Source organism: Plantibacter sp. RU18 (assembly GCF_050613355.1).
Lineage (GTDB): Bacteria > Actinomycetota > Actinomycetes > Actinomycetales > Microbacteriaceae > Plantibacter.
In genome coordinates, this window is record NZ_CP159618.1 from 4,478,976 (window position 1) to 4,492,601 (window position 13,626).

Below are 13,626 nucleotides of genomic sequence, written 5' to 3' on the forward strand. Positions count from 1 at the left end.
GCCTCTAGAGGTTCACGAGCGGACTGAGCCCCACTGCGCGCTCCTTGGCTTCGGGAAGCCCCGCGACGGCGAGCCAGTTGCCGAGCATCCGGTAGCCGCCTTCGGTGAGCACCGATTCCGGGTGGAACTGCACGCCGTAGATGGGTGCCTCGCGGTGGCGGAGCCCCATGATGACCCCGCCCTGGGTCCGACTCGTCACCGCGAGCTCCTGCGGCACCGTGCCGTCGACGACCGCGAGTGAGTGGTACCTCGTCGCGGTGAACGGCGACGAGACACCGTCGTAGAAGTCGCTGCCGTCGTGTTCGATCAGCGAGGTCTTCCCGTGCATGAGCTCGTCGGCGGTCGTGACGGTGGCTCCGAAGGCCTCCGCGATCGCCTGATGGCCGAGGCACACTCCGAACAGCGGCGTGCCGGTGTCGAGCGCCGTCAGGACCGCCTGCACGGAAACGCCGGCTTCGGCAGGTGTGCCAGGGCCGGGAGACACCAGGACGCCGTCGAACGCCCCGAATTGCGCCTCGAGCTCGTCGGCGGCAATGGCATCGTTCCGAACGACGAGGGTCTCGGCACCAAGCTGTTCGAGGTATCCGTTCAGCGTGTAGACGAAGCTGTCGTAGTTGTCAATGACCAGGATTCGGGTCATGCGTCGCCGACGGTCACATTCTGGTCGACGATGAAGGAGTCGACGTAGGGGAACACCCACGTGAACAGGGCCGCCACCACGGCGACGAACAGGACGACGAGGATGATGATCCTCAACCACACCGGGCCCGGAAGGACCCTCCAGAGAGCGCCGTACATGCTCAACCTCCAGCGGCCGCGACAGAGGCGGCGATCTCAGCGGGCGGACCGGCGGACAGGGGCTGCCAGGAGTCGTAGACCGCGTAGGCGATGCTGCGTTCCGCCGTGGAGTACAGCGGGTTGCAGGTGGTCAGGGTGAGGATGCGCTGCGTCGGAGCGACGCCGTCGAGTTGCGGAACCGGATTCAGCACCTCGACCTGCGTCGGCTGGACGTACGTGATGTTGCGGAAGACGTAGGTGTAGTAGCCGTCGGCGGTCTGCACGTAGACCTTGTCACCGATCTGCAGGTCGCTGATGTGGGTCATCGCACCGCCGTACGCCTTGCGGTGGCCGGCGACGACGAAGTTGCCGACCTCGCCCGGCATCTGCGTGCTCGGGTAGTGCCCGACACCGAGCTCGAAACTGTTGAGGACCGTCGCGGTGTCGACACCCTCCGCGACGACGCGACGGTAGTCTGCGCCATACCTGGGGATGTAGAGCACCGCGAATGGATCACCGGCCGCCGGGCGTGCGGTGACGGGCGGTTCGCCGTAGTTCGGGGTGCCGTTGGCATCGACCGTGGGCTCCGGAGCCGGGGTCGTCTCAGCATCCTTGATCCACTGCTCGGACTGCGAGGACGCTGCACTCGATTGGCTGCCGGCCATGATCATGTCGTTCCACCAGAGCTGCCAGGCGAGGAACAGCAGCACGACCATGCCTGCCGTGATGAGTAGCTCGCCCGCCACGCCGAAGACGCTGACGCGGGGTCGTTTCGACGCATGCCGCGTGGCGGAGCGTGCCTCGGCACGCGTGGGAAGGTCGTCGGTCACGCCTGGATTCTACCTAGAAGAACCTGTGTTCGGCTGATCCACCAGACGTCGACTGGCCCGGCCAGCTAGAATGACCGCATGGCACGCACGAACTCGAAGAGCAAACCGTCCCGCGAACCGGAGCAGTCGAGCGGCGAGCCGGCACCCAACGCTGTCTGGTTCAAGCCGGTCATGTTCGGCTTCATGCTCCTCGGTCTGGCCTGGATCATCGTCTACTACCTGAGCGGCACGGTCCTCCCGGTGCAGGCTCTCGGCCCGTGGAACATCCTCGTGGGCTTCGGCATCGCCTTCATCGGCTTCCTCATGACCACCAGGTGGCGCTAGCCTCCACCCATCTCTTCGCGCACAGCGGGTCACCCACCGGGTGGCCCGCTGTTCTCGTTTCAGCAGGCTGCCCCCACGGACCGTTGTCCACAGGAATGTGGAGAACTTCCCATTTCTCCACAGCCTCCTGTGGACAAGTCGAGGCACCCCCGGAAAGACGGGGAACCACACCCGTGTAATTATCCCCAATGTTCATAACCCTGTGGATAACTCTGGAAACCCTCAATGTGCGGTGGACACTTCGTCGAGCTCAGTGACGGAGCCGACTCACCGAGCTCGCCAACGCCACCGGTCACCGAGGCATGCCTCACCGCTCGCTGAGCCGGTCGAGGTGCTCCCGCGCCTACTAGAAGAGCGCAGGAATGAGGCTCGCGCCGATCAGCGCCACACTGAGCACGCCGAGCAGCGCCTTCTGGGCGCCCTGCTGCTGTCGTTTCCGGGTGTTCACCAGGATCAGGCCGACGAGCGCGCCACCGACGAGTCCGCCCAGGTGTGCCTGCCAGGCGATGTTCACGCCTGGGATGAAGCCGATGACGAGGTTGATGCCAAGGAGGACCATGAGGCCGCGTGTGTCTGCGCCCATCCGCCGTTGGATGACCAGGAACGCGCCGAGGAGTCCGAAGATCGCGCCCGACGCACCGACGACGGCCGTGCGTGGGTCGGCGAGGAACAGCACGCCGAGCGAGCCGGCGAAACCGGCGATCAGGTAGAGGGCGAGGAATCGCCAGTGGCCGAGCATCGTCTCGAGGATGCGGCCGAAGATCCACAGCGTGTACATGTTGAGCAGGATGTGGAAGATGAACCCCTGCGAATGCAGGAACACCGCTGTCAGCATCCGCCAGGGTTCGAAGGCTCCATAGGCCGGGTCCGAGTAGACCCCGGCGTACAGGAAGTTGCTCGTGATCCCGAGGCCCGGAATCCACTGCAGCAGGAAGACGAACGCCGTGATACCGATGAGGCTGTACGTGACGATCGGGGAAGCATTGCTGATCCGTGCGCCGATCTTGTTGCGCGGAGCACTCTGGCGTTGCGCCTTCATGTCCTCCGGGCAGATGAAGCCGACTGCCCCGGGCGTCTGGCACTCACCGCAGATCGTGCGCCCGCACCGCTGACAGAGCACGAAGCTCTGGCGGTTCGGGTGGCGATAGCAGAAGTTGGCCGACGGATCCCGGGGCAGGGTCACGCTTTCAGACCTCTCAGGCCTCGGAGATGGTGATGCTCTCCAGCACGACGGGCTCGATCGGCTTGTCGCCGGCGCCGGTCGGGACTGCCTGGATGGCATCGACGACTGCACGCGAGTCGGCGTCGGCGACCTCACCGAAGATGGTGTGCTTGCCCTGGAGCCACTGCGTGGGAACCGTGGTGATGAAGAACTGCGAGCCGTTGGTGCCCTCGACAGCGCCGGTGATGGCGTTGCGACGCTTGCCGGCGTTCGCCATGGCGAGGATGTAGGGCTGGTCAAAGTTGAGCTCCGGGTGGATCTCGTCGTCGAAGTTGTAGCCGGGACCACCGGTACCGGTACCGAGCGGGTCGCCGCCCTGGATCATGAAGGCCGGGATGATGCGGTGGAAGACGAGGTCGCTGTACAGCGCGTCGTTCCGCGTCTGGCCCGTCTTGGAGTCGGTCCATTCGCGGGCACCGGTCGCCAGCTCGGTGAAGTTCTTGACCGTCTTGGGAGCGTGGTCACCGAAGAGGTTGACCTTGATCTCACCGTGGTTGGTGTGCAACGTGGCGACTGCGGTGTGCTTTGACATACAGACAATTCTTGCACAAGGGTTCGAGACTCTCGGATGGTATCCAGGGGTCTAAGTGGCAAGATGGAGGTTACGTTGTTGCCGCGATCATTGGAGATGACCACATGAGCCTGTCACGTAAGCGCCAGAAGGAGCTCAAGAAGCTCAAGGGTTCGGCCGCCGACCTCTGGGATTCCCAGCAGGATGTCCTGAACCACGCCAACGAAGTCGCTCGCGAGGTGAGCCGTCAGCTCGGCAACTTCTCGAAGGAGCAGGTCGCTCCCGCGGTACGCGACACCTATGAGCACCGCGTCGTCCCCACGGTCGACCGCGGCATCAAGTACTCCCGCGACGCCGTGGATGGCGTCAAGCGCGGCATCTCCGACGGAGTCGTCCCAGCTGTGGGTGGCGTCGTCGGGACTGTCCTGAGCATCGGGGACATCGCGAAGGACACCCGCGTCCAGGCAGCGCTGCGTCGCCTGCATGTACCGGAGAAGGTCCTCCCCGCGAAGAAGGGCACGAGCGCAGGCACGGTCATCGCGATCGGCCTCGGCGTCCTCGCTGCCGCCGGAGTCGCGTACGCCGTCTGGCAGACCTTCCGCGCCGACGACGAGCTCTGGGTCTCCGACGAGGAGCCCACCGCTTCCTAGAGTCACACGACGGCTCGCCCCGCCACTACGTCTGGGCCCCTCACCGATTCCGATCGGCGAGGGGCTTCGTGTTGTTCGGACCGGCCGTCAGATCATCCCTGCGAACCGACGTCCGACGTCGACGAGGCTGACGCGGTCCAGCGAGCCGACCTCGTCGACCGGGTACCAGGCGGCGTAGTCGGTGCTGCCGTCCGCCTCGTAGGTGAGCGTCCCGCCGATGAGGTGGGCTCGGTAGACGATCCGCAGGGTGTGCAGGGATCCTGACGCGTTCTTGTTGATCCGTCGCTCTTGGGGGACGACCTGCGAGTCGACGCCGATGAGCTCGTCGAGTTCGGCGTGGTAGCCGGTCTCCTCGAACACCTCGCGCACGGCGGCCAGTGCCGGATCCTCGCCGGGGTCGATGCCACCTCCCGGGAGGGTCCAGCCGCTGTGCCCGCTCTCATTCCAGTGGGAGAGCAGCATGCCCCGTTCGTCGACGATGACGGCATACGCAGCGACCCTGATATCCATGCCGTCAGCTTAACCGCGCTGCCCGGGCTTTCCCGGTACGAGCCTCCGTCGGATGACGAGCGCCATGCCGAGCACCGTCGCGAGGATGCCGAGGAGCTGCACGGGTATCGGGACGGCGGCGAGGTGCAGGAGGGCCGAGCCGAGCCCGACGAGCGGTGGAACCGCAAGCCCGAGCAGTGCCGCGTACGATGCACCGGCGGTCAGGATGATGCGGTGTTGCAACAGGTAGACCGGAACGTAGATCGCGATGCCGAGCACCGCCAGCATGACGACGACGTTCCAGCTGACGGATTCGCCGCCCCCGATCGCGGCGGCGGCCCAGAGCACCAGCGGAATGCTGCCGAGCGCGAAGATCGGGAGGATCCGCGGCGCCATCGGGCCGTGGTATGCCCGGTTGACCCGCGCGAAGAACACACCGTAGAAGGCCATCGACCCCATTGCCGCGATCGAGAACAGCGTCCCGATGAGCACGTCCGAACCCACGGTGCCGTCCAAGCGCGGGAGGACGTAGAGGAGCGCGCCGCCGATCGCGAGGAGGGTACCGACGATCGTCGGCACAGCCGGCACGACGCGTGTCATCGCGCTCTCAGCGATCAACACGGCGGCCGGCGTCAGCGCCATGATGAGTGTCGGGAGGACGGGGCCGGCGAAACCGATCGCGACCGTGGAGAACAGGGTGTACGCATTGACGCCCGAGAGCGCCAGCAACAGCAGCTGCCACCACCGATACGGCGTCGGTGCTCGGCGGACGACAGGCGCGGGCGCGTCGGGGGCGTTCACGCCCCCACGATGCGTGGTCCACCAGCTGAGCGCCAGCAACCCACCGACCGTGAAGATCGTGCGGCCGGCGGAGACGACAGCCGTGCTCGCCTCCTGTAACGACGCACCGACGATGAGCCACGTCGAGGCGAGCAGCACGATCAACGCAGCAGAGCGCCACCAGAGATCGATGCTCCGCCGGCGGTGGTCCCGATCGACGACGAGCGTCGCACCATCGGATCCCACGGTCGTGCCCCTGTCGGCCATAGACCAGATTGTGGAGGAGTACCGCGACGCCGTGCAAGAAGTGATCACTCCCGACGATCTGTACGGTTCGTCCAGCAGGACACCACGACCTCCGGCACCACGAGTGCGATCACATCGTTGACTCCGTGGATCACCACTCTCGGCTCGATCGCCGGACATTCAATTCGGGCACCGCAGCAGACAAGCCCGTCCTGACCGTATTCCTCGCCCAGTATTCGCTGGTGCTCACCGATGCGTGCCGTTCTCCGGTTCCTCGCCACCGTCGTGATGACGAAGCGGACCGGACGGGTCAAGCTCGTGGCATGCTCACCACGATGGTCCACCAGCCATCCTGTTTCGAGATGTCGAGCACGCCTCCCAACAGGCCGATTCGATCGGCCATCCGTCGCAGACCATAGCCTTCGTGCGGGCCTCGAGCGGCGTTGGGGACAGACTCGACCAACTCACTGCGAAACGCGAGGTTCAGCCTGCCGGCATCCTCAGAGACGTCAATCACGACTGTCTTCGAACTCCGAGCATGCTTGAGAACGTTCGTCGTGCATTCGCTCACAAGATGCACCAAGGTGGTTTCGATGGACTGCGAGACGGATACATGCACTGTGCCATTGAGCTCGACCTCGATACCAAGGTCCTGGAGGTGTCTCACGCTCGATTCCAGAGCTTCGGGAAAGGATGCCACAACGCCTTCATTCGACTGTGAAGGGTCTCCGTCCTGAACGATCTTCATCATTCGGCGCACATCTGTGAGCGCCTGCTCGGACGAGCGCCCGATCGCACCGATCATCGCGTCCCGTTCCATTTCGTTCTGAGTGAGCGGGAGGGCCCTGGTTTGAAGCGTGATGACCGTCAGTTCGTGGGCGATGATGTTGTGCAGCTCATCGGAGATCCGTTCGCGTTCGAGAGTGATCGCGTTCCTCGCGGCGATCGACAACCGCTCGTTCTCCGCTGCGAAGCTGCGGGCGCGCCTCCTGCCAACCCGCATGGAGTGACCGATGACGCCGGACACGATTCCAATGGCCAGCATCGCAATCGAGCCACCGTGTTCGAGATCGTTGGCGACAAACTCAGAGGCTGTGATCCATGCGGTTCCAAGGGCACAATACGCGAGGACGAGCCAGGGGGAGCAGCAGTACAGGACGAGGCCCGCCGAGGCGGCGAGCGTGATCCCGAAGAAACCGGCGTCGTCGATTGCCAGCGCGAGCGGCGAGATCACGATGAGCGCCGCTGTCGCGATCGGTGGCCGCCATGCGAAGAGGATCAAGAGCAGCATGGAGGCGACGTCGAGGGTCATGGGAACGCCGTCGACTTCAGCGAACCTGCCGACAACGGCTTCTGCGGTGACTCCGAGGAGTACCACGGCGATCAGGACCAAACGCCCCACTCTGGGCAACGCGTTGTACCCCGACAGCTCCCGCAGGGAACCGTCGACTCGGGTCGCTTCACTCATATATCATTATCTACCCATTTGCGGGCACGCAGCAAATTACGCCTTGCAGATTCCCAGAACCTGGCAGAGCCACGCGAATGCTGGAGCGAGTTCTGCGCTAACAGACGGAACAAAGGTCGGCATTTCAACACTCCATGTCAGAAAGGGCGGTAACTCTTTAATTGACAATGCCTTTGCGTCAGCAATATCGCCACACCCAAACGTCTAGGATCTTACCGACCTTCGTCGATGTAGCACTCGGTTGGATCAGCGTACACTTGGATCATGAACGAGATTCGCGTACTTGTTGCTGACGATGAGGCATTGGTACGCAACGCGCTTCGGCTCTTCGTCGACAACGCGGAAGGACTCGTTGTCGTAGGAGAGGCTGCGGACGGAGAAGAGGCTGTTTCACTCGCTCTGGCATACAGTCCCGATGTCGTCTTGATGGACATCCAAATGCCGCATGTGAACGGAATAGAGGCGACCGCCCGTTTGTCTACAGCTGTCCCGAGTGCTCGTGTACTCGCCGTCACGACGTTCTCGTCCGAGAAGCACATCGTGTCCGCCCTCCAAGCTGGCGCTTCTGGATATCTCATCAAGGACACCGCACCTGATGCTCTAGTTCAGGCGATCAGAGACGTACACGATGGAAAGTCCGTGCTGTCTCCGACGATCAGCCGGGAACTCGTTTTGGCCGTCCGAAACACAGCAGACCGAATCGATCGACTGACTGAACATTTGTCTCGGGAGACGATGGCGCTCACCCCTCGGGAGTACAGCGTCGTTCAACTTCTCGCTCAGGGGCTTTCGAACAACGAGATTGCCAACCGACTCGTCCTGTCCGAGGCAACGGTGAAGAGCAATCTCGGTCGCGTCATCCAGAAATGGGGGGTCCGCGACCGGGTTCAGGTCCTCATACACGCCGCACGCGAAGGAATCGTCTCGCTGTAGCGGCCCAAGAACCGGACTGACGTCACATCGAGCCGCGCCCGAGCGCGGAGTGCATCCTGTGCTTCGCCCGATGCAGTTCGGTCTCGGCCGTCTGAGCCGTCTCCAAGGTGCCGAACGCAACGAGGTAGGTCGTCTGGGACGTTGTTCGAATGACCGTCGAGTGCGTTCCTCCCGCTGAATACAGACGCCCGGCGGCAGCCTTCGAAGAACCTTTGATCCCCCACCCTCGGTACTGCGCGTAGGGATCGATCGTGCGGACTGAGACATCGGCGATCTCGTTGAGGCTGAGCCGCGTCCTCCACAGTGGCGCGAATCCGATGACGACCTCCTCGCCCGTGATCGTGAGGTATGCCTTCGTTCGCCAGGCGGCACCGATGAGTAGCGTGCCAGCGAAGACCAGACACACCACGATGAGGACGAGGGAATTCAGGGCAGGCGGGGAATCAAGCAGGGCGATGCTCCCCACGCCCAGGATGGGCAGGAAGAGGCATATCACTCCGATCCGTGCTCCGATCGGCGCGGGCGATACGAACGCAACTGAGTCTTTCACGCGATTTCCTTTCTTGCCGGTTTACCCCGCCAGTGCAAAGCCGTGCTCAGGTCATTCGCCTCGTGTGGACGGATGAGGAGCAGGAGGTCGGCAGCGATCATGATCATCGAGAAGCTCCAGAGTCCCATCGTTGCAGCGATCCCGAGGTGGAACATGACGGCCAGTATCAGAAGTAGCCGACGGAGACGTGATGGATAGAAGGGTGCAGGTACGAGGCTGAGCTGGAGGATCAACGTACCGTATGTGGCCGCCACGGTGATTGGGAGGAACTGGAACAGGAATCGAATGAACCCCCCTAGAGGCTCAGGCGGACTAAACGTCGGGTTCTGCATCCAATACCACAGTGCCGTTCCGTCGGACCATTCAAGGACGCCAAACTTAGCAATACTTGCCTGAAAGTAGACGCCCATAACTTGCGCAATGAACAATGCGAGCGCGGAATAGGCAATGCACTTCAGCCAGGGATTCCTCGTCTCGTACCGTGAATCCCGGCTCCAATGCCATCGTCGCCGATCGAGTACGACGAGAGGGATGAGGATCAAGGTCAAGTTGGCGGAGAGATGCTCACCTCCGTCCACGGCGGTACTCGAGGTCATGAAGCTCCACGTCACGTACCAGTGCGGTATTGCCGTTGCAGCCGGGGTGATCCCGATGACCACCAGAAGCAAGAGTGCAATCGCTAACCAACGTGCGAGCTCGAGGTTTCCAAGTTCGCTCCCAATGCAGAAGAGGCCGTACTGGCCTATGGCCCCACCACAGTTCACGCCAGTGGGAATGGCCTCGCTCCGAAAGAACAGTTGACCGGTCGGCGTGGCGAGAAGCGTGAGCGTCGTAGCGGAGGCGACGATCGAGCGAGTTGCTCCGAGCGCCACGCTGAACGGGCTGACGGCGGAGAGATAGTCCTGCATTCGCGCCAGAGGCCCCTGGCTCGAAGGTGGCACCCTGTGTCGGTCATCTCGGACCGCGCGAAGCTCCGCGTCCTCAACGGCTGCTGTCATTGGCACGTTCACCGCCTGTGCCGAACAGTGCATTCGACGTCCGCCCGGATCGCTTCAGTCCTGGGTTGGTACTCGAGTCCCGCGTAGTCGATCGGCATCGGCTCCTGCCTGACGAGGAGCACCTTCCCGCAGAGTCGGAGATCGTAGCCGGTGACGGCCCAGTCCTGCACCCCGTTCTCTTCGATCGCAGCGCTCGCGCATTCACTGGGCCCGCCTCCCGTGCAGTCGATCCAGGTTTCATCGAGATCGTTCTCCCCGATGACCTGCGAATGGTCGTACTCGTCCAGCCGGGATTCTCGGTTCAACCCAAAAGCGTTACTCGGGAGGGCGTTCGGCCCTCGGGTGACGTGAGCCCAGGTCCTCTGGTCAGTCATCGTGTAGGCCGTCACGAAGGGGGTCCGGGGATCCTTGGTAAAGAATCCCCAACCTTGTGGCGCGACCTCTTTCAGAATGAGGGTGAAGTCTTTGAGTGCGCCCGAGGTGTGGGTGCTGACTGGAGTGGAGGACAGAAAGACGACCGCAACCAGGATCACCGCCATCGACAGCGTCACCCACATCGGCTTGCTCATGTCTGATCGGTTCTCACTTGGCTTACTCACGCGTTCCTGACCTCAGGCGTCTCGGGTTGTTCTCAGTGGCAAGGTGCGAGATCGATCTCGCACCTTGCCACTGACAACGGACTATTGCGGGTAGCTGGCCCCGACGCGCGTCGCGTTTGCGAGGAACTTCTCCTCCTGGACCCGCTCTTCGCCACTGCTTGCGGCGGCACGACCACAGCCCACCCAGGCTCCGCACCAGAGGTACACGGAGACGACGACTGCACCTGCTGCGGTGATCGCAGCCGCGTTGTGGACGATCGCTCCTGCGTAGACGACGACCACGACAGCAGCTGCGCAAGCCGCTACCGCGCCGCACATGGGCACGACTTGAACGTCGCCGACGGTCTCGACGGCGTTCTCGAGTTCTTCAGCTGTGTACGTCTCGCTAATGTGCTCATTGAATGCACCGCTCAGGCCGTCGATTCCAGCCTGGGTCGAGTTGACGGATCCCGATCGAAGCTCGTCCACTGCCGCCTTGACCTCCGTGGATTTCGCGTCGACGAACGCCGTACGGGTGGACTCGATGTACCCCTGCACAGTGACCAGCTCGTCGTCGCTGAACAACGTGTCGATACTGTTGCCGAACTCCTTGGCCGCTGGGCCGATGCCGAACAGGAGACCATCGATCAGCTCGATGTCCTTCGCGGTTAGGTCCTGGCCGGCCTCACCCTTCGCGCTCGCGCTCGGAGCGGCGTACGCCGCGGGCGCCGCCAAACCGTACCCCAGGACCAGCGCGATCGCGGTGGCTACTGACGCAAGCGTTGTCGGAACCCGCTTCAACGATGTCTTCATGACTCAATCTCGCTTCCCTTACTGTTCGGGCTAGACCCTTACCGGCCCGAAGCTCAGGTTCCCGTAACGCACGACTCATCGGTAGCGACTTTGGTAGCCACATGTACATCCGGAGAGCGTTCTGCAGGTCACCGCGAAAGACGGTCAGCCCAGCAGGACATCCACGACCACCGGCACCGCGAGTGCGATCGCATCGTTGACCCGTGGATCACGACTCTCGGCTCGATCGACTGGGTCGGGTAGTGCTGGCCATTCCGTTCACGACCAGGTCCGCGAGGCGCCATACGGTGAGGGCATGACACTGAAACTCGGCTTCATCGGCATCGTGACCAACGACATGGCGGCTTCCCTCGCCTTCTACCGCGCGCTGGGCGTGCACATCGACCCGGATCAGGACGAGCAACCGCACGTGGATGCGAAGCTCGACGACGGTGTGACCCTGGCCTGGGACACTGTCGAGACAGTACGCGCATTCGACCCGGCGTTCATCCCAGCGTCCGGCGGACACCGGATCGCCCTCGCCTTCGCCAAGGGGACGGCAGCGGAGGTCGACGCCGCCTTCACAGCACTGACCTCTGCCGGGTACACCGCGCACGTCCATCCATGGGACGCCCACTGGGGCCAGCGGTATGCGACCCTGCTCGACCCCGACGGGAACTCGGTCGACCTCTACGCCGAGCTGGATGCGAACTGAGCCGGGCTCTGGCCGACCAGTCGCGCGAACTCCCGCGAGAGATGTGACTGGTCGGCGAAGCCCGCCTCAGCCGCCGCAGCTGTGATCGACGATCCTGATCGCAGCGAACGCTGCGCCCGACGTGCTCGCTCGAGGCGTACGAGAGTGGCGTAGCCGTATCCGAAGGACGTGAGCATCCGCCGCCGGAAGGTTCGGTCGGAACCGCTGAATGTTGCGGCCGCCTCGACCGCGGCGACCGCTTCGTACGCAGCGCGGCGTACGGCGTCGGACCAACGGCTTGACCCATCGAGCTCCGCCCCCAGCGGCGGCGAAGCAGTGTTGGATCCGGGTCCGGCCTCGAGACGTATCATCGCTTCACGGAGTCGTGCCGCGATGCCCCGGACGACGAAGTCCTCCAGTGGAATCAGTTGGTCCGCGATGAGTGAGAGATCGGTACCGAGCAGCTGGTTCGCCCGCCCCGGCGGGAGGCGGAGCCCGGTAGACCCGCCACCACCGTCGCGTGCCGTCACAAGCCATCGCGTCGAGGGCCCTGCCACGTCCACCCCGCCGTCGCGGAGGATCAGGTCGACGCAACCATCGGCGGGCACGATGACCCCGCCGCCACTGCCGGCCGATCGCCACACGGCCGCACCGTGCGGCAGGGCGATCTCGGAGTACATCCGCCTATTGTCCCAGCGGAAGAGCGCCCGAACACCGAGGACGCTCGCGCTGGAGGATCACGGTCATTGTCGTTCCGAGAGCGGTGACTTCGGACGACGGCTTGCCGAACTCATCGCCGGCGACGCGACGTATCATCGCTTCGCCGTTCGGCCGCGATACGTCCTTTCCGCGTGATCCGAAGCGCCCCCAGCAGCCAGACGATGCCACCGACGACAGCGACGGCTACGAGGTATCCCAGTGTCGCAATCATCACGCCACTGTACGCGGGTGGCGATGAGCGTCAGCGAGGACGGTCGGATTCGAGCATCTCCACGCTCCGCTCGCCGGCGCAGAATGCTGCCTCAGAGGTGGAACACCGTCTCGGCCGCGAGCTCAGCACCGATCGCGTCGCCAGTCTTCAGTGCTTCCAACAACCGCGGGTATCCGTCATCGAGACGACCCCAATCCGTGGACTCCGCAGTTCTCGTCACCGACAGCTGGAACGCAAGCGAGTCGATCTGATCCCTCGCCGCGCGAACAAGGTACTGGTTCGGGCACAGGTCGATGATCAGGTCCACCATCGCCCACGCCTTCGCGCCGTGCTCGAACGTATCCCGCGCGACCACCGTGGCGATCACTCCTTCGACAGCGTGCAGAGCCAGCGCCCGCTGATCATCAGTCAGGGTCGGCACAGTCACCCGCACCACTCCACCGACGAGCGCGCCCAACGTCTGCAGAATCTGCGTGCGGTCCTCCGGCGTCGGCAACGCCACGCGCGTCCACTTCTGCGCCGCCATCTCCACCAGGCCGACCCGGGCGAGATCGTTCAACGCCTCACGGATCGGCGTGCGCGAAATGCCCAGCCACGCCTGCAGCTCCTGGTCGTTCAGGTGCTCTCCCGGCTCCAGCGTGCCGTCGAAGATCGCCGCACGGATCTGCTCGACGGCCGCATCACGCAGCGACTTCCGTTCGACCTCGGGCAACTGGGTGGGCACTGGCATGCTAACTCCTTCTCGCTAATCAACATTTGACGCGTATCACTGAGTCTAACCACATCAGCCGACCACCCGTGGGCCAGGCTGCACCAAACGCCCGAGAAGACGGTATCGTCTGCCGATCCACAG

The 13,626-nt window shown here is 63.7% G+C and carries 18 protein-coding genes; 4 read left to right on the plus strand and 14 right to left on the minus strand.

What is annotated here, in order from left to right:
* Positions 1 to 4: 4 nt before the first annotated feature.
* From ABMA10_RS21300 to ABMA10_RS21310, 3 genes are read right to left on the minus strand one after another with little or no spacing between them, the layout of a single operon-like run.
* Positions 5 to 640, minus strand: a complete 636-nt coding sequence (locus tag ABMA10_RS21300) for an anthranilate synthase component II (RefSeq protein ID WP_347869858.1) — start codon at positions 638 to 640, stop codon at positions 5 to 7.
* Positions 637 to 798 (minus strand): hypothetical protein, encoded by a 162-nt coding sequence (locus tag ABMA10_RS21305; protein ID WP_347869859.1) that lies wholly within the window; start codon positions 796 to 798, stop codon positions 637 to 639. The genes ABMA10_RS21300 and ABMA10_RS21305 overlap by 4 nt, the downstream gene beginning before the upstream one ends.
* A gap of 2 nt (positions 799 to 800) precedes the next feature.
* Positions 801 to 1,607, minus strand: a complete 807-nt coding sequence (locus ABMA10_RS21310) for a class E sortase (protein ID WP_347869860.1) — start codon at positions 1,605 to 1,607, stop codon at positions 801 to 803.
* A gap of 78 nt (positions 1,608 to 1,685) precedes the next feature.
* On the opposite strand from ABMA10_RS21310, the gene ABMA10_RS21315 reads away from it, so the two are divergent.
* Positions 1,686 to 1,931 (plus strand): cell division protein CrgA, encoded by a 246-nt coding sequence (locus ABMA10_RS21315; RefSeq protein WP_347869861.1) that lies wholly within the window; start codon positions 1,686 to 1,688, stop codon positions 1,929 to 1,931.
* Positions 1,932 to 2,277: 346 nt separating this feature from the next.
* On the opposite strand, the gene ABMA10_RS21320 is transcribed toward ABMA10_RS21315, so the two are convergent.
* Both ABMA10_RS21320 and ABMA10_RS21325 read right to left on the minus strand, forming a co-directional pair.
* Positions 2,278 to 3,114, minus strand: a complete 837-nt coding sequence (locus ABMA10_RS21320) for a rhomboid family intramembrane serine protease (protein ID WP_347869862.1) — start codon at positions 3,112 to 3,114, stop codon at positions 2,278 to 2,280.
* A 13-nt stretch (positions 3,115 to 3,127) separates the two neighbouring features.
* Entirely contained in the window at positions 3,128 to 3,685 is a 558-nt protein-coding gene (locus ABMA10_RS21325) for a peptidylprolyl isomerase (RefSeq protein ID WP_431030986.1), read from the minus strand.
* A gap of 104 nt (positions 3,686 to 3,789) precedes the next feature.
* On the opposite strand from ABMA10_RS21325, the gene ABMA10_RS21330 reads away from it, so the two are divergent.
* Positions 3,790 to 4,314 (plus strand): DNA helicase, encoded by a 525-nt coding sequence (locus ABMA10_RS21330; RefSeq protein ID WP_347869864.1) that lies wholly within the window; start codon positions 3,790 to 3,792, stop codon positions 4,312 to 4,314.
* Between the two features lie 87 nt (positions 4,315 to 4,401).
* Here ABMA10_RS21330 and ABMA10_RS21335 read toward each other — a convergent pair whose 3' ends face one another.
* The 3 genes from ABMA10_RS21335 to ABMA10_RS21345 form a co-directional block, all read right to left on the minus strand.
* On the minus strand, positions 4,402 to 4,824 hold the full coding sequence (locus ABMA10_RS21335) for an NUDIX hydrolase (protein WP_347869865.1): 423 nt from the start codon (positions 4,822 to 4,824) through the stop codon (positions 4,402 to 4,404).
* A gap of 9 nt (positions 4,825 to 4,833) precedes the next feature.
* Positions 4,834 to 5,850, minus strand: a complete 1,017-nt coding sequence (locus ABMA10_RS21340) for a DMT family transporter (protein WP_431030987.1) — start codon at positions 5,848 to 5,850, stop codon at positions 4,834 to 4,836.
* 289 nt (positions 5,851 to 6,139) lie between these two features.
* Positions 6,140 to 7,297 (minus strand): sensor histidine kinase, encoded by a 1,158-nt coding sequence (locus ABMA10_RS21345; protein ID WP_347869867.1) that lies wholly within the window; start codon positions 7,295 to 7,297, stop codon positions 6,140 to 6,142.
* 264 nt (positions 7,298 to 7,561) lie between these two features.
* On the opposite strand from ABMA10_RS21345, the gene ABMA10_RS21350 reads away from it, so the two are divergent.
* Entirely contained in the window at positions 7,562 to 8,230 is a 669-nt protein-coding gene (locus ABMA10_RS21350; RefSeq protein WP_347869868.1) for a response regulator transcription factor, read from the plus strand.
* 22 nt (positions 8,231 to 8,252) lie between these two features.
* Here the strand turns inward: ABMA10_RS21350 and ABMA10_RS21355 are convergent, their stop codons facing one another.
* The 4 genes from ABMA10_RS21355 to ABMA10_RS21370 all read right to left on the minus strand — a co-directional run bounded on the left by ABMA10_RS21355 (position 8,253) and on the right by ABMA10_RS21370 (position 11,169).
* Positions 8,253 to 8,780, minus strand: a complete 528-nt coding sequence (locus ABMA10_RS21355) for a hypothetical protein (protein ID WP_347869869.1) — start codon at positions 8,778 to 8,780, stop codon at positions 8,253 to 8,255.
* Positions 8,777 to 9,688 carry a sporulation-delaying protein SdpB family protein gene (locus ABMA10_RS21360; RefSeq protein WP_347869870.1) on the minus strand — a complete coding sequence of 304 codons (912 nt, stop codon included), beginning with the start codon at positions 9,686 to 9,688 and terminating at the stop codon, positions 8,777 to 8,779. Before ABMA10_RS21360 ends, ABMA10_RS21355 begins: the two co-directional genes overlap by 4 nt.
* Before the next feature lie 98 nt (positions 9,689 to 9,786).
* Positions 9,787 to 10,347 carry an SdpA family antimicrobial peptide system protein gene (locus tag ABMA10_RS21365; RefSeq protein WP_347869871.1) on the minus strand — a complete coding sequence of 187 codons (561 nt, stop codon included), beginning with the start codon at positions 10,345 to 10,347 and terminating at the stop codon, positions 9,787 to 9,789.
* 111 nt (positions 10,348 to 10,458) lie between these two features.
* A complete protein-coding gene (locus ABMA10_RS21370; RefSeq protein WP_347869872.1) occupies positions 10,459 to 11,169 on the minus strand; it encodes a hypothetical protein in 711 nt (236 codons plus the stop codon).
* Between the two features lie 295 nt (positions 11,170 to 11,464).
* Here ABMA10_RS21370 and ABMA10_RS21375 point away from each other — a divergent pair, with 295 nt between their 5' ends.
* Complete coding sequence (locus tag ABMA10_RS21375) at positions 11,465 to 11,863, plus strand: VOC family protein (RefSeq protein ID WP_347869873.1); 399 nt, start codon at positions 11,465 to 11,467, stop codon at positions 11,861 to 11,863.
* Here ABMA10_RS21375 and ABMA10_RS21380 read toward each other — a convergent pair.
* Both ABMA10_RS21380 and ABMA10_RS21385 read right to left on the minus strand, forming a co-directional pair.
* Positions 11,839 to 12,522, minus strand: coding sequence for a helix-turn-helix domain-containing protein (locus ABMA10_RS21380; protein WP_347869874.1), 684 nt, complete (start codon positions 12,520 to 12,522; stop codon positions 11,839 to 11,841). The genes ABMA10_RS21375 and ABMA10_RS21380 overlap by 25 nt on opposite strands.
* A gap of 342 nt (positions 12,523 to 12,864) precedes the next feature.
* The gene (locus tag ABMA10_RS21385) at positions 12,865 to 13,503 is read right to left on the minus strand and encodes a GntR family transcriptional regulator (RefSeq protein ID WP_347869875.1); all 639 of its coding nucleotides are present in this window, start codon (positions 13,501 to 13,503) and stop codon (positions 12,865 to 12,867) included.
* Positions 13,504 to 13,626 lie beyond the last annotated feature (123 nt).